This is a genomic window from Aeromonas sp. S8(2024) (assembly GCF_041403085.1).
In the GTDB taxonomy this organism is placed as follows: domain Bacteria; phylum Pseudomonadota; class Gammaproteobacteria; order Enterobacterales; family Aeromonadaceae; genus Aeromonas; species Aeromonas dhakensis.
The window spans coordinates 415,721-434,743 of record NZ_JBGLRF010000003.1 but is presented as its reverse complement, the minus strand read 5'-3'; the positions used below and the strand labels follow the sequence as shown (position 1 = coordinate 434,743).

The window sequence follows — 19,023 nt, the reverse complement described above, 5'->3', positions numbered from 1 at the left end:
GATAATAAGTGCCAAGAGATCAGTGAGTTGGATGAATATTACCCGAAATATTGAACGGTGCCATCATTTGGAGCCCCTGGCTGCGGTTCTTTTGGCGGACTCCCGGTTTTGTAAATGCCTCTGTCCCTTAATCGTTCATGTTTGGAAAGTGTTGTACTAGTCATGGCCAACTCACTGATCCTGTGAGATTATTTTTCTTCCTTTCCCGATTGGAACGCATCGTGTCTCTCGCTTACTACCAGTACCATGCCCACGAACTGGCAGCCCGTTATCAGCAGCTCCCGGCCCGTGCCGTTCATGGTGACTGGCTCACATTGCTGGAACCTTGGCTGATGGTGGCCCCACGCAGACTGCTTGACGTAGGGGCGGGCAGTGGACGGGATGCAGCTTTTTTGGGTGGCCTGAACCCTGGCCACCATGTGGTGGCGGTCGAGCCTTGTCACGCCTTCAGTGCGTTGGGTCAACGCTATACTCGCACGCTAGCGGTGACGTGGGTTAATGATTCCATGCCAGCACTCTCTCATGTAATCGGCCCTTTTGATCTGATCCTGCTCAGTGCGGTCTGGATGCATTTGTCTTTGGCGGATCGCCCGCTGGCCTTGGCTCGTCTTGGTGAGCTGCTCTCGCCACAGGGTTATCTGGTGTTGAGTCTTCGCTTCTCCGTATCAGAGCAGGAGATGCGGGAGCGGGCTATGTTCCCGGTGAGCCTCGAGGAAGTTGAATGTCTGGCATGGAAGGAGGGGCTGACGATCCTCCACGCCTCGGCCCTACAACAGGATGTAATGGCTCGTGGTGAGCTAAGTTGGCAGAGCCTGATCCTGGGGGGAACACATGCACGCCTCCCCTGAGCAACAACTTGCCTTTATCGCTTATCTGCAACGCATTTTCACCGAAGGCGATTTTGTGGCTACTTACAAGTGTGCCTTGCTGCACGGGATTGCAGATATCGCCATCGGGCGCAATGCCGATAACCATGAACTGGCAGCGGCCCGTACCATCACGCTGGATGAGCTTGCAGCCAAGTTTGTTGAGCTCTACTGGCAGCACTCTCTACCTTACTCGGCAACGGAAGAAAGTGCTGCCTTGCTCAAGCAGAGCAGCGGGCGTCAGGCAATCATGCTGACGGAGTTGTCTCGGCTGCGTGAAGAGGGTGTGAGTTCGGTGACCGCTTTGCGGGACCATTCTGCCTGGCGGCCTCTCATTGCCCGAGTGCGGCGTATCCTGATTGAAGGCCCGTTATGGCGTTTGCAGATCCTGGGAGGTCAGGAGGTGTGCCACCTCTATCCTCATCGCAAGGGGGCGGATCACATTTGCCTGAACCCCGGTATTCTCTACTGTCTTCATCGCTTTTACGATCTGGTGGTTTCCCTCTCCCGACAACATTGGTTGCAACTTATCTGCGATATAAAGGGCAATCAGGGGCTGATTGGCCCCAGTGTGGGGCTGGAAGATTTTCTCTTTGGTTCACGCCGGCAGGGGCTGGGACGGGTGGGGAAAGTACTGAGAGAGTTGCAGGGGGGAACCTGCTTTTACTGCCGCAAGGCGATACAGGGGGCTGGCGAGGTGGATCACTTCATCCCCTGGCGCCGCTATCCTCTCGATCTGGGTCACAACTTCGTGCTGGCACATTCCAACTGCAATCGTAGCAAGCGAGACTTCCTCGCAGCGCCAGAGCACAGGGATGCCTGGTATGAGCAGAATATTGTGATGTATGGAACACTCCTCACCGACGAGCTCGGGCTTTTGGTGGGGGTTGATGCCGACCGTTCTACCGCTATTGTGACCTGGGCCTATCAGCAGGCCGTTCGCGAGCAGGTTAGGTTGTGGCGGGGCATTGACGAGTTTGTTGACGTTACTGTGCCTGGGTTGGATATTTCCATGCCTTCTTGGTGAGGCGTGAATCTTTTTAAGCGTCAGGATGCCGGATATAAAAAGGGCCACCTCTTGCGAGGTGGCCCTTTCCAAACGTTTGGTGGAGCTGGGGGGATTTGAACCCCCGTCCAAAATTACTACATCCTCGGCACTACATGCTTAGTCACTCTTTACATTCGCCAACCCGCTGCGGAGAGACACGCCACGAATTGACTAGCTCGATTGGTTTTAATGCTTCCGCCCCGAGCAGGACTTCCACACGATCCTGTGAAGGATGACCTTCCGATTCCCTAGGACACAGGCAAGCTAGGGTAGAAGGGCTCAGCGCAGGTTATTAAGCTGCGAGTGCGTAGTTTTCGTCGTTTGCGACTATTTTTTTGCGGTTTATTAACGAGGCCTACCGCACCTCGGCATGCACCTTGGGTTTCGTGAATCTTGTCGAATCCAGAATCAGCCCCAAGTTGTTAAGAGGGATTGTACGCAAAAATCCTGCCATGGCAAGGCGTTGATGGTCATTCCCGCAGGTAGCTGCTCCGTTTGCCGATTTATTGTGCGCACGCCTGGCGGGTACGGGTAAGCGGCGGGCCGGAAAAGAAAAAGTCCGGGCAGGAGCCCGGACCTTGCAGCATCACGCGGATTAGCCGCGGTTCTTGTTCTTCATGATGCGGGCTTTTTCCCGATCCCATTCGCGGGCCTTGGTGTCTTCGCGCTTGTCGTGCTCTTTCTTGCCCTTCACCAGGCCGATTTCGACCTTGACCCAGCACTGTTTCCAGTAGAGGGCGAGCGGCACGATTGTATAGCCCTGACGGGCGATCAGGCTTTCGAGCTTGTCGAGTTCACGACGGCTCAGCAGCAGTTTGCGGGTCCGGGTCGGGTCGCACACCACATGGCTGGAGGCAGCCTGCAGTGGCAGGAAGCTGGAGCCGAACAGGTAGGCCTCGCCATCGCGGAAGATGACATAGGCTTCGCTGATGTTGGCCTTGCCCGCCCGCAGGGATTTGACTTCCCACCCTTGCAGGGACAGACCGGCCTCGATCTTCTCTTCGATGAAGTATTCGTGGCGCGCGGTTCTGTTGAGTGCAATGGTGTTGGACCCGGCTTTGTTTTTACTGTTTTTTTTGCTCATGACGGGCGATTTCCGGCAATGACTGGGAGGAGGGCATTATACGTGGGCAAGGGCGGCTGTAAAACGCGCAGCGGGTCAACTGATGGCTTTATGAGCAGTTTGACCGAGGTTTTACCTCCAAAAGCGCAAACATGGTGATAAAATCGCGGCGATTGGATGAGGAAAAGCCATGCCCCGTATTACTCGCAGTGCCCTGGTGATGTTCAGCGCAGAACAGATGTTCAGGCTGGTCAATGATGTTCACGCCTATCCGGAGTTCCTGCCCGGTTGTGTCGGCAGCCGTGTCCACGAGACCGGCGATGACTATATGACGGCATCGGTCGATGTGGCCAAGGCCGGGATTGCCAAGACCTTTACCACCCGCAACCTGCTCGAGGCCAACCGGCAGATCAAGATGGAGCTGGTGGAGGGGCCCTTCAGCAAGCTGGCGGGCTGGTGGACCTTCACCCCGCTGGATGTGGATGCCTGCAAGGTGGAGTTCGACCTCGATTTCGAATTTACCTCCAAACTCATCGAGCTGGCGTTTGGCCAGATCTTCCGCGACCTGGTGAGCTCCATGGTGCTGGCCTTCTCCAACCGCGCCAAGGTGGTGTACGGTGCCTGATCAACTCAATATCGAAGTGGTCTATGCCCTGCCTCAGCAACAGACAGTGCTGCGGCTGCGGGTGGCGCCGACCACGACGGTGCAGGCCGCCATCGAGCAGTCCGGCATCATGAGCAAGCACCCCGAGATCGATCTGGCGGTCAACAAGTTCGGCATCTACAGCCGGCCGGTCAAAGGTTCCGAGTTGCTGCAAGATGGCGATCGCATCGAGATCTACCGTCCGCTCATCGCCGATCCCAAGGAGATGCGCAAGAAGCGCGCTGAGAAGGCCAAGGAGGAGGGGCGTGCCGACGTGGTGACCGGCGGTCGGCCCAATGCCAATCGCAAACAGTCCGACTGAGAGCCTCTGGCTCGACACCGCATCTAAAAAAGGCGCCTTGGCGCCTTTTTTGATCCCGTCATCCCGCCAAGCGGGGCGCTTCGTTACAGCTGGAGCAGCCGCTCGTTCTCGACCACTTCGCAGCCGGCGGGCTGGCAGGAGAGGGTGATCATGGCGCGGGCCACCTGGCCGGCCTCGATGGCGCGCCAGCGGCGCAACCTGCCTACCAGCAGTGGCTTCAGCAAGGGATAGATGATCTGGAAAAACTGTTCAGAGCGACGCGGCGGCTGGCGATCCCCCAGCAACATGGCGGGGCGCACGATGGCTAGCCGCTGCCAGGGCTGGGCCAGCAGAGCCTGCTCCATCTCCCCCTTGGTACGAGGATAGAGGGCGGGGGAGTGCGGGTTGGCCCCCAGGCTAGAGACCACCACCAGCCTCTGGCAGCCGTGGCGACGGGCCAGCTCGGCAAAGGCCAGCACATAGTCTAGATCGACCCGGCGAAAGGCCTCGGCGGAGCCCGCCTCCTTGCGGGTGGTGCCAAGGCAGCAGAAGGCGAGATCCACCGGCTCGGGCAGATTCACCTCGGCCAGTTCATCGAAATTGACCGGCAGCCAATGATGGGTGGGCTGCGGCTCTCCGGGCTTGCGGCAGAGCAGGGTCAGTTCATGCTCCGCGGGCAGTTGCCGCACCAGCTCGCGGCCGATGAGGCCAGTGGCTCCGGCGATCAGGATCCGGCTCATGCTGCTCTCCCTGTGTGATTGAATCGAGGCCAGTATTGGACGAGGGGGAGCCCTCTGCAAGGGGGGAATGGGTGGCCGGCGGCGTTAAAACAAAACCGGCGCGAGGCCGGTTTTGTGGATGGGATCAGAGCGGGGTATGGAAGGCTGCTGGCAGCGGGAAGTCACCGGTGACCGTGGCCAATCTGTCGTTGGCAAAGGTCAGGGTGAGCTCCTTGCGCTCTTTTTCGCCGCGCCCCGGCTGGAATTCATAGAGGTAGTACCAGGTGTTCGGGTCAAAGCCATCGCGCAGCATGGCGGAGCCCAGCACGAACTCGACCTGCTCGCGGGTCATGCCCTGGCGCAGTTTGTCGACCTGTTTTTGTTCCACATAGTTGCCCTGGGGAATATCGATGCGATAGACCAGGCTGCAACCGGACAGGGTGAGGGCGGTCAGGGCCGCGGCAATCAGGTGTTTCATCCGCATATCGAGTTCAGATCATCCATTCAAGTCTTTTTAAGCTCGGCAAATCATACCGGCTCCCTCTACGGAAGTAAAAAGCCATTGATCCATCAGCCAATAAAAAGGGCCGCCATGCGACCCTTTCTGCCCATTGTGCCCTTACATGGCGGCGCGGAAGATGGCGACGATCTCGTCGTGGCTCGCCTGTTTCGGGTTGGTGAAGCCGCAGGCGTCTTTCAGGGCGTTCTCGGCCAGCACGTTGAAGTCGTCGGCCTTGACGCCAAGCTGCTCCAGCCCGGCCGGGATCTTGACGTCGCGGGCCAGCTGCTGGATGGCGGCAATGGCGGCGGCAGCCCCTTGTTCATCGTTCATGGCGCTCACGTCTACTCCCATGTGACGGGCCACGTCCTTCAGGCGGCCGGCACACACCTGGGCGTTGTAGGCCTGCACGTGGGGCAGCAGCACGGCGTTGCACACCCCGTGCGGCAGGTCGTAGAAACCGCCCAGCTGGTGGGCCATGGCGTGCACGTAACCCAGGCTTGCGTTGTTGAAGGCCATGCCGGCCAGGAACTGGGCGTAGGCCATCTGTTCGCGGGCGTGCAGATCGTCGCCGTGGTTGACCGCGGTGCGCAGATGTTTGGCGATGAGCTGGATGGCCATGATGGCGCTGGCATCGGTCACCGGAGTGGCGATGGTGGAGACATACGCCTCGATGGCGTGGGTCAGCGCATCCATGCCGGTGGCGGCGGTGAGGCCGGCCGGCTTGGCCAGCATCAGCTCGGGGTCGTTGACCGACATCAGCGGGGTGACGTGCTTGTCGACGATGGCCATCTTCACGTGGCGGGCCTCGTCGGTGATGATGCAGAAGCGAGTCATCTCGGAGGCGGTGCCGGCGGTGGTGTTGATGGCGATGAGCGGCAGTTGCGGCTTGGCGGAGCGATCCACCCCTTCGTAATCCTTGATGCTGCCACCGTTGGCGGCCACCAGGGCGATCCCCTTGGCGCAGTCGTGGGGCGAGCCGCCCCCCAGCGAGATGACGCAGTCGCAGCCATTGGCCTTGAGCATGGCCAGGCCCGCTTCCACGTTGGTCATGGTCGGGTTGGGTTTGGTCTCGTCGAAAACTGCGCTTTCAATGCCATGTTCTGCCAGCAGGCCGGCCACCTTGGCCACCACGCCAATCTGGTTGAGGATCTTGTCGGTGACGATCAGCGCCTTGCGATGGCCATAACCCTTGATATCGGCTGCCGCCTCTTGCAGGCAGCCTGCTCCCATCAGGTTGATTGCGGGAATGTAGAACTTGAATGTCGCCATGATGGACTCCGTATGATTAGCCATTAAGTGGTATACGGGCGCCAACATAGCACCGTCAGGGGGGATGAAAAGGGGTCAATGGTATCTGCTTTGCAACTTTATGGACTCGATCACGTACCGGAAACATGGGCCGCGACAGGGATTGACAAGCGCGCTAGCCTGTTCGCGAACAGAAAAACGTTTTTCAATTAATTCATCAAGTTAGCAAACGTTTTGCGCCGAATTTGTGGCTGTCAATGCAAGGAAGTGTGAGATGCTTCAAGGAATTGGAAAGCGCTTTCGACCATAGTTGGCGCCTCCCCGACGAGGGGAGTGAAGGCTTGAAAGTACCATAAAGAATCACCTTAACTTGCCCCTGACCATGCTGGTGGGGAGCAACCAGGAGTCCACTATGTCTGATGTATTTCACTTGGGTTTGAAAAAAGCGGATCTGCAAGGCGCCACCCTGGCGATCGTTCCCGGTGACCCCGAGCGCGTGAAGCGCATCGCAGAGCTGTTGGATAACCCGGTGCACCTGGCCAGCCATCGTGAATTCACTACCTGGCGCGGCGAGATGGACGGCAAGGCCGTGATCATCTGCTCCACCGGTATCGGCGGCCCGTCCACCTCCATCGCGGTGGAAGAGCTGGCTCAGCTGGGCATCCGTACCTTCCTGCGCATCGGCACCACCGGCGCCATCCAGCCGCACCTGAACGTGGGCGACGTGATCGTCACCACCGGCTCCGTGCGCCTCGACGGTGCCAGCCTGCACTTCGCGCCGATGGAGTTCCCGGCCGTGGCCGACTTCGACTGCACCACTGCGCTGGTCAACACCGCCAAGGAGCTGGGTTCCAAGCTGCACGTGGGCGTTACCGCCTCTTCTGACACCTTCTACCCGGGTCAGGAGCGCTACGACACTTTCTCCGGCCGCGTGGTACAACGCTTCCAGGGTTCCATGAAAGAGTGGCAATCCATGGGGGTGCTGAACTTCGAAATGGAGTCCGCGACGCTGCTGACCATGTGCTCCAGCCAGGGCCTGCGTGCCGGTATGGTGGCCGGTGTCATCGTGAACCGTACCCAGCAAGAGATCCCGAACGCCGAGACCATGGCGAAGACCGAATCTGATGCCATCAAGATCGTGCTGGGCGCTGCCCGCAAACTGATCTGATAGCCCTCTTTGTAACAAAGAGTACCGAGTGGGGGGTGGGGGCCGTTGCGAAAGCACGGCCCCTATCTTTATCCGCCGTTTACCGCTTTTCCCCTTCTCTTTTTCCCCTCTATTTCCTTCTGAGTTATCCCTGTTGCCCCGTCATGGTCGCCAGCGCCAGCGCAAAGGGCGCCTCACAGCGGATCTGCATCGGCTCGCGACTGACCGGATGAACAAAATCGAGTTCACTGGCGTGCAGCATCAGCCGCGGCGCCTGTTCGCAGCCGGGCGGCAGCAGGCCGCCATAGAGATCGCAACCAAGGATGGGATGGCCCAGCTGCTGGCTGTGGATGCGCAGCTGATGGGTGCGGCCGGTCTCCGGCACCAGTCTGACCCAGGTCAGCGGCACGGTTTGTCCCTGAATCTGCTGCTCCAGCCGCTCAATCACTTGATAGCGGGAGCGGGCGGGCTTGCCGCTGACGGCGCAGATGCTCATCAGCGGAAACAGCGCCGGATCCTTGGCGATGGGGGCGTCGATCACCCCTTCGTCTTCGGCCAGGTGGCCGCACAGCAGGGCGCTGTAAGCCTTGCTCACGGTGCGCTGGCTGAACTGGTGGCAGAGCAGGGCGTTGATGGCCTTGTTCCTGGCCACCAGCATGATCCCCGAGGTGCCAAAATCGAGGCGATGGACCAGGGCGCAACCGGGATAATCCTGCACCAGCCGGTGGTGCACCGAGTCGAGGTTCTGCGGGTTCTTGCCCGACAGGCTCAGTAGGCCGCTCGGCTTGTTGATGAGCAGCAGGTGCTCATCCTCAAACAGGAGCTCGATGGCGGCCGCACAGGGCGGGGCGATGAAGGTATCGACGATGACGGACATGGGGCGCACGGTCTGGAAAGGGAGGGGGATCATACCCGAACCGGCGGGGCACGGCGAATAACTGCAGGGGCGGCCCTCGTCTTGTGACTAACTGCTTGATAACGCAGGGAAGGGGCCATTTTGTGACCCCTTCCAGAGTTAATGCAGCCGCGGCTTGCTAAGGTATGGCTCCTTGTCATGTTGTAAGGAGCCTGTCCATGGCGTTGCCCGTTATTCTCGATTGCGATCCCGGCCACGATGATGCCATCGCCCTCATCCTGGCGCTGGCCAGCCCCGAGCTCAAGGTGCTGGCGGTCACCACCAGCGCCGGCAACCAGACGCCGGACAAGACCCTCAACAACGCCCTGCGCATCCTGACCCTGCTGGGGCGTGACGACATTTCGGTGGCGGCGGGGGCTCCCAAGCCGCTGGCCCGCGAGCTTATCATCGCCGACAACGTCCATGGCGAATCGGGGCTCGATGGCCCCAAGTTGCCGGATCCCGCCTTTGCCCCCGTGTCCATGACCGCCCTCGAGCTGATGGCCAAGTGCCTGCGCGAGAGCCCTGAGCCCGTGACCCTGGTGCCGACCGGCCCGCTCACCAACATCGCCCTGCTGCTGGCGGCCCACCCCGAGCTCAAATCCAAGATCGCCCGCATCGTGCTGATGGGGGGCGCCGCAGGGGCCGGCAACTGGACCCCGGCGGCGGAGTTCAACATTTATGTGGACCCGGAAGCGGCCGATATGGTGTTCAAGTCGGGGCTCCCCATCACCATGTGCGGGCTGGACGTGACCCACCAGGCGCAGGTGATGGACGAGGATATCGAACGGGTGCGCGCCATCACCAATCCGGTGGCCCAGTGCGTGGCCGGGCTGCTCGACTTTTTCATGATCTACCACAGGGATCCCAAGTGGGGATTTGCTGGCGCGCCGCTGCACGACCCCTGTACCATTGCCTGGTTGCTGGCTCCCGCGCTGTTCCACGGGGTCGAGTGCCGGGTCGATATCGAGACCGGCGGTACCCATACTAGCGGCATGACGGTGGTGGATCGCTACGGTCTGACCGGCAAGCCGGCCAATGCGCTGGTGCTGCTGGGGCTGGATCGGGCCGGTTTTATCGATCTGCTGGTCACGCGGCTGCGGGCCTTTGACTGAACGCAGTTCCACTCTTGCAAGAAGGGGCGAAGCGATGTGGAAGACAGGGCTGGCACTGTTGGCCGGGTTGCAACTGACGGGGTGTGCCACGCCGTTCGAGTCGATGTGGCAGGGGCTGGCGACCTGCGAGCTGGACGATCTCTATCTTGACAGCGAGACGGGCAAGCCGGCGCACCCGCAGCTCAACCACTACACCCCCTACAAGGTGGCGGACGGCTTCGCCTGGTACAAGACCCGCCAGGAGCTGCACGGCCTGCCCATCAGTGGTTTTCTCATTCCGGCCTCCACCTTCGAGGTGCACGCCCTGTTCGTGGATACCCCCATCGCCAACGCGCGCCGGCTTACCCACAATGCCTACGGCAGCGAGTTTTCCGACGAACAGAAGCACGACGAGGGGTTGGCCCCTTTGCTGCTGCGCGATCCCAACAACCCCAAACGCTCCATCATCGACTGCACCCGGGGCGAGAGCCAGGAGTCGCTGCCGGAGGAGCCTTTCCCCGAGTAGAAAGAAGGCCTAGGCCTTGGCAGAGATAGAAAGAGGGCCAGCCTTGTCGGCTGGCCCTCTTTCTATTTGGTGGATTGGCTCGGATTGCCCCCCAGTCACTTTTAGGGGTAACCCAGCGTCTCTTTGATGACCGGCAGCTGGGCTTTTATCCAGGCCGGGTTGATGGGTCCCCAGTCACTGATGCGATAGTGCCCCTGCAGATGGCGAGCCCCCTCGGTCTGCTCGAAGCCGCAGCTGATGTCCAGCTCGGCCAGGGCGCTGAGCGTATCCTGTGCGGTGCGGCGCGGCATGCCGGTCGCCTCCATGATGGCCGGTACCGTATCCGTGCCCTGGCTGATCAGCCAGGCCACGTAGAGCCGGCGATAGAAGCTGGTGCGCGTCTTGCTCGGCTCACTCATATCTCGTCCTCGAGACGATCGAAGTAGCGCCAGGTGGCGATGGCAGCCTTGCCCATCACCAGGGCCCAGATGCCGAACCAGAACCAGCGGAAGAAGCTCCAGGTAGAGGCGTCGGGCTCGGTGCTCTCAATCTTGGTGACGTTGGGGAACATGGAGAACATGTTGATGCGCCAGCCGTAGGAGGTGATGATGGCCAGCCGTTTTTCGAACTCCATCGACTTGGCCTTGGCCTGCACGTCGGCGGCGTTGAACTTGAAGTAGAAGGGCCAGCCCCACTCGGTATCCTCGTTGCGGAACACGCGGATCTTCTCGCCGGGACGCTCGGTATAGATGTAGTAGACGTCGGTGGTGGGGCCGTCGGCCGGGTTCTTCTGGCTGATGGGGCCATCCTTGTCGGTGCGCTTCACCTCCACCCCTGTGATGGTGGCGATGGTGTGTTCCGGCAGGTAGTAGTCGAGCCAGATGGCGGTGACGAGGGCGATGAGCCCGAGGCCGATGAAGGCCGGTTTCTTGAAGGACAGCTTCATGATGATCTCGCATGAGGGGGAGTGACGTGCCTCTACCATACCCACATTTGGTGAGGTAGCCCAGCCCCCAATGAAGCCTAATCATAAAAAATAGCGTTTAAAACAATAACAAGTCATCAGCGTCATTAACAGAGAGGCCCCGCTTGCGGGGCCTCTCTGTCTGGTCAGCGGGTCGGCGTCACAGCTGGAACTGGGACAGCTGCTTGCGCTGCTGCTCGGCGAGCTGTGACAGTTCGTGACTGGCGGCAGCACTCTGGCTGATGCCGGCCGCGTTCTGGTTCACGATCTCGTGGATGTTGGTGATGTTGCGGTTGATGTCGGCGGTGACGCAGGATTGCTCCTCGGCGGCGGTGGCCACCTGGGCGTTGGCGCCGTTGATCTGGTTGACCGCCTCCGTGATGCCGCCCAGCAGATCCTGTACCTGGCCGGAGAGCTGCTGGTTGTGGGCCAGGATGGCCAGGGTATCCTGCACGCCGCTGTTGGCGGAGAGGGATTGGCTCTGCAACTGCTCGATGATGGCCTGGATCTCCTTGGTGGAGTCCTGAGTGCGGGCCGCCAGCATGCGCACCTCGTCGGCCACCACCGCAAAGCCGCGACCGGTTTCACCGGCGCGGGCGGCCTCGATGGCGGCGTTGAGGGCCAGCAGGTTGGTCTGCTCGGAAATCCCCTGGATGACCTCGATCACCTTGCCGATCTGCTCGGACTGGGACTTGAGGCTGGCCACCACGGAGGCGGCGCTCTCCAGACTGTTGGCCATGCGGCTGTTGGCCTGAATGCTCTCGGCAAACAGCGCCAGCCCCTCTTCGACCCGCTGGTTGGCATCGCGCGCCAGCTCGTCGGCCAGGGCGGCATTGTGGTTGACGTTGTCGGCGGTGCTGGCCAGCTCGGTGACGGCGGAGGCCACCTGTTCGGTCTCACCGCGCTGCTGCTGGGCATTGACCTCTGCCTGGGTCATCACGGCGGCGAGCTCGGTGGCGGCGGAGGCCACGTTGCCGCTGATGCCGGTGAGGGTATTGATGGTGCTGCCAAGCTGGGTCAGGGTCTGGTTGATGTCGGCGGCCAGCTGGCTCAGCTCGTTGTTGCCGTTGGCGGCGGCGCGCACGTTGAAGCGGCCCTGGGCCACCGCGCGCATCACCTGCTGCAGCTGACCGATGGGGCGCACGATGCGGCCGGAGAGCCACCAGCCGCCAAACAGGGCGGCGGCCAGACTGGCTGCCATCAGCAGCAGGGTGCGCAGCAGGGTGGCGTGGTAGTGAGCCTGCTCCTCGGCAATTTCAGCCAGGATCAGCTGGTTGACGTGGGCGGACATGGCATCGATCTGCTTGATGAGATCTTCCCCCAGATCGCGAAAGCGCAGGCGGGCCTGCTCATAGGCGGCAGGATCGCCGCCGCCCTGGTGCTTGGCGGCCAGCAGCGGCAGCATGTTGCTGCGGGTGTGGCTGAGGTAGGCCTGCAGGGCAGCCGCGACCCGGCTGTTGTCCTGCTCGGCACCGGCGATGGCCAGTCTGGCCAGGATGGCACCTATCTCCTGCTCGGCGGCGGAGAGTTCGTTGGGCAGCTGGGCAAAGCGGGCGGGGTCATAGAGGCCGTAGATGGCGTTGGTGCGCAGCCGGTAGGTGGCGTGGATCAGGGTGGCGATGTCGTCCTTGTGACGGGTCACGCTGGCGGTGGTCTCGTTCATGTCGCCGATGGCGCGGTCGATGTCCTGTTTGCCGATCCCGATCATCAGGACCATCAACAGGCTGGCGAGCAGGAGAGGGATGAGTACTTGCAGACGGATAGAGAGATTATTCAATGACATGAAAGATCCTGACCCAAAAGAGAAACAAGGCGGCATCTTACACAGGCGCGACAAAGCTTGTCACAGGTTTTTAAGGTGCAAAACCGGCTATTTGAAAAGGTTTTTTCTTGTGTTAAATGAGTGTGATAGGCAAGATCATCGGTCTGTTACCATGGAGGTGTTGTGTGTCCGACTGGATCGATCCTGCCATTTTGGCGCTGTTTATTCCCACGTTCTTTTTTGTCTCCGTGACCCCCGGCATGTGCATGACCCTGGCGATGACCCTCGGCATGAGTCTGGGGGTGCGCCGCACCCTGCACATGATGTGGGGCGAGCTCATCGGGGTCGGCCTGGTCTCTGTGCTGTCGGTGATCGGGGTGGCGGCCGTGATGCTCAACTACCCGGCGCTGTTTGCCGCCTTCAAATATGTGGGCGGCGCCTATCTTATCTGGCTCGGCATCCAGATGTGGCAGGCCAAGGGCAAGCTGGCGATCCCGGCGGATCTGTCGGCCGCCCAGGAGACGCGGCCGCTGGCGCTGGCCATGCAGGGCTTCGTCACCGCCATCGCCAACCCCAAGGGGTGGGCCTTCATGGTCTCCCTGCTGCCTCCCTTCATCAATGCGGCCAAGCCGATGGCACCCCAGATCAGCGCCCTGGTGGCCCTGATCCTGCTCATCGAGTTCTCCTGCCTGCTGCTCTACGCGAGCGGCGGTCGCACCCTGCGCCACTTCCTCGCCAAGAGCGGCAACGTCACCCTGATGAACCGGATCGCCGGCTCTCTCATGCTGTTTGTCGGGGTCTGGCTGGCGCTGGGTTGATACCGCACTTGCCAGCTGGTCTGTTACTGCCGAGAAGCCCCGCCATGCGGGGCTTTTTCGTATGCTGGCGGGCGGTTGGCCACATTTGCTTACATTTATCCGGTTTGCAAACGGCCGGGATGCCGTCAGTCTCGAATGGCATTCTCTTGCCCCTGCGAGAGGGTGCACAGGGTCCGTTTATTAACATTCCGAGCAAGGAGATTTAAGGATGATGAGGCTGACCAGTATCGCATTGCTCCTGTTTGCCGGCGCGGCGGCTGCCGGCAAAGAGAGAAACCTCGATTTTTACAACATCAAGGAGCCGCAACTTATCGAGCTGTTTGCCCGCCAGCAGGGGGCGCCGGGTCAGACGATCAAGACCTTCTCCAGCCTGTTTCTGGGCAACCCCTATGTGGCCAACCGGCTGGTGGGGTCGAACGAGGTGCAGGAGAAGCTGGTGGTAGATTTTGGCGGGCTCGACTGCTTCACCTATCTGGACTACGTCGAGTCGCTGCGTCGCGCAACGAGTGTGCATCACTTCATCGAGAACCTGATGCACACTCGTTACGTGAACGGTGAGGTCAACTATCTGACCAGAAAGCACTTCTTCTCAGACTGGGTGCATGGTGACAACAAGGTGAGCGACGTGACCCATCTGGTGGGCGGCGCCGCGGTGACCACCGCCAAGCTGCTCAACCAGAAGGCGGACGGCGGCCACTACATTCCGGGGCTGGGGGTGACGGCGCGGGACATCACTTACATTCCGTCCGCCAGCATCGACGAGAACACCCTGAGTCTGCTGGAAGAGGGGGACTACATCGGCATCTACACCGATCTGGCCGGGCTCGACGTTACTCACACCGGCATCTTCATCCGTGGCGAGAACGGCCCCGTGCTGCGCAATGCCTCCTCCCTCTCGAGCAAGATGCAGGTGGTGGACTCTCCCTTCTTGGAGTATGTGCAGAACAAGCCGGGGATCCTGGTCTATCGGCCGCAGGCCGAGGACGCGAGCTCCTAGGGAGGGGCACTGGCCGAGATGGACGCCTTGCGTCTGACAAAAGAAAGCCCCGGGCAGTGCCCGGGGCTTTTTGTTGGCGGCGCCCCTCAACGGGGTTTGAAGCGGGCGACCCAGGGATTGGCGGTGAGACCGTGCAGGATGACGCTCAGTATGATGGTGCAGAGCACGGTGGCGATGATGGGGCGCTGGCCGAGGAGGGCCGGCTCATTTTGCAGCACCATCACCGCAAAGACGATGCTGGCCAGCCCCCGCGGCCCGAACCAGCCGATGAAGAGCTTGAGTTCAAGCTTGAGGCCGGTGCCGAGCAGGCTCAGCCAGACCGGCAGCATGCGCAGCAGGGTGAGGCTGGCGGCGGCATAGAGCCAGTATTGCCAGTGCAGCAGCTCTGCCAGCATGGGCATCAGGGTGGCGCCGAACACCATCCAGATCACCACAGAGAGCAGATCCCCGTATCCCTCGCAGCTGTCCAGGTAGGCGTGCTTGTGCTCCCCCAGTTTGCGGCCCATCAGCAGGCCGCCGACGAAGGCGGCGATGAAGCCGCTGCCCCCCAGGGTCTGGGCCAGCGCGAAGCAGAGCAGGGCCAGCCCCGGCATGGTGAGCTGGCGCCAGAGCGGCAGCTGCCAGCCGTTGAGGTAGGAGGTCTTGAGCAGGCGCAGGGTGAAGGTGGTGAGCCCCCAGGCCACCAGCAGGCCGATGCCGATCTCCTCCAGCAGCAGGGTGATGGCCAGCAGGCCGGTGCCACTGTGCTGTTCGGTAGGGGCGATGAGGGCGAGCAGCAGGAGCAGCACGGGCACGCAGATGCCGTCGTTGAGGCCGCTCTCCTGGTTGAGCCCCTCGCGGATGGGGGCGGGCACCGCCGGGTTGCTCACCACCGCCTTGCCGAGCGCCGCATCGGTGGGGGCGAGTATGGTGGAGAGGATGGCCAGCTCCAGCAGCGGCAGGTCCGGGTAGACCCAGCGGCCGAACAGGGTGCCTGCCAGCAGGGTGAGCGGCAGGCCGATCAGCAGCAGCCGGATGGGCAGGCTGCGGTTGGCCAGCAGCACCTGCCAGTTGGTGTTGGCCGCATCGCTGAACAGCACTATGACCAGGGTCAGCTCCGCCAGCAGTTTGATGCCGTCGCTGTCGATGGAGAGGGAGAGCAGCTCGATGCCGCCCGGCCCCAGCAGCCAGCCCATCAGCAAGAACAGCAAGGGGCCGTTGATGAGGCGGGATTCAAAGCGCCCGGCGATCAGGCTGTAGATGAGCAGGAAGGCGGCGATCACCGCCAGGTTCTGGTAAATCAGGGACGCGTCCATGCTGCCTCCTGTGGCAATGTGCCTGGGTGGGGATCAGTCGGTGAGACAGTCCGGGTCGAACACGTACTCGCCATCGAGCCAGCGCAGGATCTCGTCTACGCAGGATTGGTCGCGAAACGGCAGATAACGGGCCTTGAGGTGAGTCACCTGCTCAGGAGTCAGCTGGGCCAGCCCTATGTCCTGAAACAGCGGCAGATCGGCCTGGATCATGGCGGAGATCTGCGGGCCGCAGGTGGCGTTGAGGGAGGCGTGCAGCGCCTTGTCCGGGTCGTACTGCTTGCCGAGCCGGTAGCTCATCGGCAGGGTGGCCAGCGGCAGGGCCGACAGCGCCGCCTGCTTCATGGGGTTGACCGCATGGCCGCTCACGAGATCCGCCAACTCCGCCGGGCGGTTTTCGAAGGCGCGCAGGTGCAGGAAGCTGCTGGCCTTGCTGCCGTCGTTGACCGGGTAGTTGTCCCACAGGAACGGCTTGCGGTGCAGCCACTCGGCCGTCTGCCGCAAGTGGGCCGCCGGGTACTCGCTGGAGCAGACCTTGGGGCCGGTCCAGAAGATGTCGATGCGCCGATCCAGCCCCTGCCCCAGATCCTGCAGATAGTGGGGGGGCATGGCGCCGAACACCTTCTCCAGTACAGGATCCGTGCTGTAGTAGCTGGGGCAGAACAGCAGCCGGCCGGCACCGGTATGGGCCGCGATGTCGTGGGCGATGGTGAGCTGCCAGTGGGCGAGATCCGGGGTATCCCCCTTCATGTCGTCAAACAGGATCGCCAGGATGTCAGGCTTGAGCTCCTCCTCGATGAGCCGCACCTTCTCCAGCAGGGCCGGTCGCTGGCGGGCATAGTCGTGGTGAGCGCCCATGGGGCTCAGCCCCACCCCGAAGGCGAGACCGTTGTCGCGGCACTGGCGGGCGAGCTGGCGCAGCGCCTCGAGCTGGGCGGCAGGCCAGGGCTTGGCCCAGTGCTTGCGCAGATAGCCATCCTCTTTCGGGGCATAGAGATAGAAGCCGTAACCGTGGCGGGGCAGCCACTGGGCGTAGCGGGCGCGGGCTTCCCAGCTCCAGCCCTTGCCAAAGAAGCCCTCGATCACCCCCAGGTTGGGCGAAGGGGGTTGCAGGCCGGACAACAGGGTTTGGTAAGGCATAGATAACTCCCTTCTCGCAGAGGACGAGGCAGACGGCGATCAGACCGGATCTTCTTCCAGAAAACGTACCCCTATCTTGCGGGGTTCACCCTCTTCCATTTCGGCCACGGTCCAGATCAGCCCCTGCCATTCGACGTGGTCGCCGACTACCAGATTATCGCCCAACTGCTGTGCAATAAAATGGCCAAGGGTCTGATCCGCCACCTCGCTCACATCCAGCCCATACAGCGGTGCCAGATCCACCAGCTTGGCGGCCGCCTCCAGCAGGAAGTCGCCGAAGAAGCGGGGGCCCAGATCCTGCTCCGGCGCCTGGCTGAACAGCTGGCCGAGGGCAGGCAGGTCGCGTTCGTGGCCGATGACGCAGAGGATGTCGTCCGATTGCAGACAGGTACTGCCCGAGGGGTGCAGCAGCTCCTGCTCGCGGAACAGGGCGCAGATGCGGGTGCCCTTGGGCATGCGCAGATCCCGCAGCGGCGAGCCGATGCACCACTTCTCGTCGCTCAGGCGATAGACGAAGGTCTCCCACTGGCTATCGAGATCGATCTCAAGCCCAGAGCGGTTGATGGGCGAGGGGGGCGCCGGCACTTCGACCCGGGCGAGGCGGGAGGCCAGCGGCAGCGAGCTGCCCTGCAGGATCAGCGAAACCAGCACCACGAAGAAGGCGACATTGAAGTAGAGCTGGGCGTTGGGCAGCCCCGCCATCATGGGGAACACCGCCAGAATGATCGGCACCGCGCCGCGCAGGCCGACCCAGGAGATGAACCAGCGCTCGCGGGGGGCGAAGTTCTTGAACGGCAGCAGGCCGATCCAGACCGAGATGGGGCGGGCGAACAGGATCATCCACATGGCCAGCGCCAGCGCCGGCAGGGCGATGGGCAGCAACTTGTGGGGGGAGGCGAGCAGCCCCAGCACTAGGAACATGCCGATTTGGCTGAGCCAGGTGAGGCCGTCCAGCACCGACAGGGTGGTGCTGCGACTGCGCAGGGAGAGGTTGCCGAGCAACAGGCCGGTGAGGTAGATGGCCAGGATGCCGCTGCCGCCTACCGCCGTGGTGAGGGCGAAGATGAGCAGGCCGCCGCTGACGGTCAGCAGCGGGTAGAGGCCGGGGGCCAGCCGGGCGCTGTTGATGAGCTTCCACAGCAGCCAGCCGGCGCCAAGGCCGATGCCGGCCCCCAGTCCGAACTGCTTGAGCAGTTGCAGCAGCAGAAAGCCGCCATCCAGCCCCTGCTGGGCGGTGGCCAGCACCTCGATCAGGGTGACGGTGAGAAACACCGCCATGGGATCGTTGCTGCCTGACTCTATCTCCAGGGTGGCGCTGACCCGCTCGTTGAGGCTGCGCCCGCCGAGCAGGGAGAAGACCGCCGCCGCATCGGTGGAGCCGACGATGGCGCCGATCAGCATCCCCTGCAGCAGGTTGAGGTTAAACAGCCAGGCGGCGGCGAGACCCGTCAGGCCGGTGGTGATGGCCACCCCGACCGTGGCGAGCGACAGGGCGGGCCAGAGCGCGACCCGGAACGAGGAGACCCGGGTGCGCATGCCGCCGTCCAGCAATATGATGGCGAGCGCCAGGTTGCCCACCAGGTAGGCGATGGAGTAGTCGGCGAAGTGGATGCCACCGGGGCCGTCCTCACCGGCCAGCATGCCGACGGCGAGGAAGATCACCAGGATAGGGATACCGAGACGGGAGGAGAGCGCGCTCAACAGGACACTGGCACCCACCAACAAGGCCGCGACGAGGAAGAAACTGTTGATGGTGACGGCATCCAATGGCGAACTCCTTCTGTCAAAATGCAAATCAGGCACATTATATGCAGTTTGACCGGCTCCGTGTGGCTTAATTGTGCATTTATTTGCAGTTTTTTACATTTTCAGTGCGATTGCTGCGAAGGGTTCTGGCCATCAAAAGGGGGTCATCGGGGGGATCAGAGAGGTCGGCAACGTGATGATGTTCACAAAACGGACACTTGAGGGAGAGGCGGGCGCCGCAGAGGGCAGCAAACGGCAGGGGCCCACGCCGGG

General features: G+C 61.9%; 20 protein-coding genes and 1 other RNA gene. 9 read left to right on the top strand and 12 right to left on the bottom strand.

The annotated features are described in order from the left end of the window. Positions 1-182 precede the first annotated feature (182 nt). Positions 183-848 carry a bifunctional 2-polyprenyl-6-hydroxyphenol methylase/3-demethylubiquinol 3-O-methyltransferase UbiG gene (locus ACB031_RS10870; protein ID WP_043170116.1) on the top strand — a complete coding sequence of 222 codons (666 nt, stop codon included), beginning with the start codon at positions 183-185 and terminating at the stop codon, positions 846-848. Then, positions 832-1,893 (top strand): HNH endonuclease, encoded by a 1,062-nt coding sequence (locus ACB031_RS10865; RefSeq protein WP_226014371.1) that lies wholly within the window; start codon positions 832-834, stop codon positions 1,891-1,893. Before ACB031_RS10870 ends, ACB031_RS10865 begins: the two co-directional genes overlap by 17 nt. Positions 1,894-1,970: 77 nt before the next feature. Here ACB031_RS10865 and ssrA read toward each other — a convergent pair. Continuing rightward, positions 1,971-2,330: a transfer-messenger RNA gene (ssrA, locus tag ACB031_RS10860) on the bottom strand. A 179-nt stretch (positions 2,331-2,509) separates the two neighbouring features. Next, complete coding sequence (gene smpB, locus ACB031_RS10855) at positions 2,510-2,998, bottom strand: SsrA-binding protein SmpB (protein WP_017766150.1); 489 nt, start codon at positions 2,996-2,998, stop codon at positions 2,510-2,512. 169 nt (positions 2,999-3,167) lie between these two features. Here smpB and ACB031_RS10850 point away from each other — a divergent pair, with 169 nt between their 5' ends. Both ACB031_RS10850 and ACB031_RS10845 read left to right on the top strand, forming a co-directional pair. Further along, positions 3,168-3,602 carry an SRPBCC family protein gene (locus ACB031_RS10850; protein ID WP_005298951.1) on the top strand — a complete coding sequence of 145 codons (435 nt, stop codon included), beginning with the start codon at positions 3,168-3,170 and terminating at the stop codon, positions 3,600-3,602. Further along, entirely contained in the window at positions 3,595-3,942 is a 348-nt protein-coding gene (locus ACB031_RS10845) for an RnfH family protein (protein WP_010634537.1), read from the top strand. The genes ACB031_RS10850 and ACB031_RS10845 overlap by 8 nt, the downstream gene beginning before the upstream one ends. Positions 3,943-4,025: 83 nt before the next feature. On the opposite strand, the gene ACB031_RS10840 is transcribed toward ACB031_RS10845, so the two are convergent. The 3 genes from ACB031_RS10840 to yiaY form a co-directional block, all read right to left on the bottom strand. Then, complete coding sequence (locus tag ACB031_RS10840; protein WP_371139537.1) at positions 4,026-4,661, bottom strand: NAD(P)H-binding protein; 636 nt, start codon at positions 4,659-4,661, stop codon at positions 4,026-4,028. A 124-nt stretch (positions 4,662-4,785) separates the two neighbouring features. Further along, positions 4,786-5,124 (bottom strand): outer membrane protein assembly factor BamE, encoded by a 339-nt coding sequence (locus ACB031_RS10835; RefSeq protein WP_011705347.1) that lies wholly within the window; start codon positions 5,122-5,124, stop codon positions 4,786-4,788. A 135-nt stretch (positions 5,125-5,259) separates the two neighbouring features. Further along, positions 5,260-6,411: an L-threonine dehydrogenase gene (gene yiaY / locus ACB031_RS10830; RefSeq protein WP_019838594.1), complete on the bottom strand. Its 1,152-nt coding sequence runs from the start codon at positions 6,409-6,411 to the stop codon at positions 5,260-5,262. Positions 6,412-6,802: 391 nt separating this feature from the next. On the opposite strand from yiaY, the gene udp reads away from it, so the two are divergent. Then, the gene (gene udp / locus ACB031_RS10825) at positions 6,803-7,558 is read left to right on the top strand and encodes a uridine phosphorylase (protein ID WP_005298967.1); all 756 of its coding nucleotides are present in this window, start codon (positions 6,803-6,805) and stop codon (positions 7,556-7,558) included. Between the two features lie 124 nt (positions 7,559-7,682). Here udp and ACB031_RS10820 read toward each other — a convergent pair whose 3' ends face one another. Continuing rightward, positions 7,683-8,447, bottom strand: coding sequence for an RluA family pseudouridine synthase (locus ACB031_RS10820; protein WP_371139536.1), 765 nt, complete (start codon positions 8,445-8,447; stop codon positions 7,683-7,685). Positions 8,448-8,611: 164 nt separating this feature from the next. Between ACB031_RS10820 and rihA the strand changes: the two genes are divergently transcribed. Together rihA and ACB031_RS10810 are read left to right on the top strand one after the other, a co-directional pair. Continuing rightward, positions 8,612-9,547, top strand: a complete 936-nt coding sequence (rihA, locus tag ACB031_RS10815; RefSeq protein WP_371139535.1) for a pyrimidine-specific ribonucleoside hydrolase RihA — start codon at positions 8,612-8,614, stop codon at positions 9,545-9,547. 34 nt (positions 9,548-9,581) lie between these two features. Beyond that, positions 9,582-10,052 (top strand): hypothetical protein, encoded by a 471-nt coding sequence (locus ACB031_RS10810; protein ID WP_005298971.1) that lies wholly within the window; start codon positions 9,582-9,584, stop codon positions 10,050-10,052. A 101-nt stretch (positions 10,053-10,153) separates the two neighbouring features. Here the strand turns inward: ACB031_RS10810 and ACB031_RS10805 are convergent, their stop codons facing one another. The 3 genes from ACB031_RS10805 to ACB031_RS10795 form a co-directional block, all read right to left on the bottom strand. After that, positions 10,154-10,450, bottom strand: a complete 297-nt coding sequence (locus tag ACB031_RS10805; protein WP_005298972.1) for a helix-turn-helix domain-containing protein — start codon at positions 10,448-10,450, stop codon at positions 10,154-10,156. Further along, on the bottom strand, positions 10,447-10,977 hold the full coding sequence (locus ACB031_RS10800; protein WP_010634531.1) for a DUF1523 family protein: 531 nt from the start codon (positions 10,975-10,977) through the stop codon (positions 10,447-10,449). The genes ACB031_RS10805 and ACB031_RS10800 overlap by 4 nt, the downstream gene beginning before the upstream one ends. Positions 10,978-11,155: 178 nt before the next feature. Then, positions 11,156-12,778: a methyl-accepting chemotaxis protein gene (locus ACB031_RS10795; RefSeq protein WP_371139534.1), complete on the bottom strand. Its 1,623-nt coding sequence runs from the start codon at positions 12,776-12,778 to the stop codon at positions 11,156-11,158. A gap of 164 nt (positions 12,779-12,942) precedes the next feature. Here ACB031_RS10795 and ACB031_RS10790 point away from each other — a divergent pair, with 164 nt between their 5' ends. Together ACB031_RS10790 and ACB031_RS10785 are read left to right on the top strand one after the other, a co-directional pair. Then, complete coding sequence (locus ACB031_RS10790) at positions 12,943-13,575, top strand: LysE family translocator (protein ID WP_017786084.1); 633 nt, start codon at positions 12,943-12,945, stop codon at positions 13,573-13,575. A gap of 208 nt (positions 13,576-13,783) precedes the next feature. Continuing rightward, positions 13,784-14,572 carry a DUF1460 domain-containing protein gene (locus tag ACB031_RS10785; protein WP_005298979.1) on the top strand — a complete coding sequence of 263 codons (789 nt, stop codon included), beginning with the start codon at positions 13,784-13,786 and terminating at the stop codon, positions 14,570-14,572. Between the two features lie 86 nt (positions 14,573-14,658). Here ACB031_RS10785 and ACB031_RS10780 read toward each other — a convergent pair whose 3' ends face one another. The 3 genes from ACB031_RS10780 to ACB031_RS10770 are packed head-to-tail and all read right to left on the bottom strand — an operon-like array spanning position 14,659 to position 18,771. After that, a complete protein-coding gene (locus ACB031_RS10780; protein WP_279974100.1) occupies positions 14,659-15,867 on the bottom strand; it encodes a sodium:proton antiporter in 1,209 nt (402 codons plus the stop codon). A 33-nt stretch (positions 15,868-15,900) separates the two neighbouring features. Then, the gene (locus ACB031_RS10775) at positions 15,901-17,004 is read right to left on the bottom strand and encodes a beta-N-acetylglucosaminidase domain-containing protein (RefSeq protein ID WP_371139533.1); all 1,104 of its coding nucleotides are present in this window, start codon (positions 17,002-17,004) and stop codon (positions 15,901-15,903) included. Positions 17,005-17,043: 39 nt separating this feature from the next. Beyond that, complete coding sequence (locus ACB031_RS10770) at positions 17,044-18,771, bottom strand: potassium/proton antiporter (RefSeq protein WP_124250193.1); 1,728 nt, start codon at positions 18,769-18,771, stop codon at positions 17,044-17,046. Between the last annotated feature and the right edge of the window lie 252 nt (positions 18,772-19,023).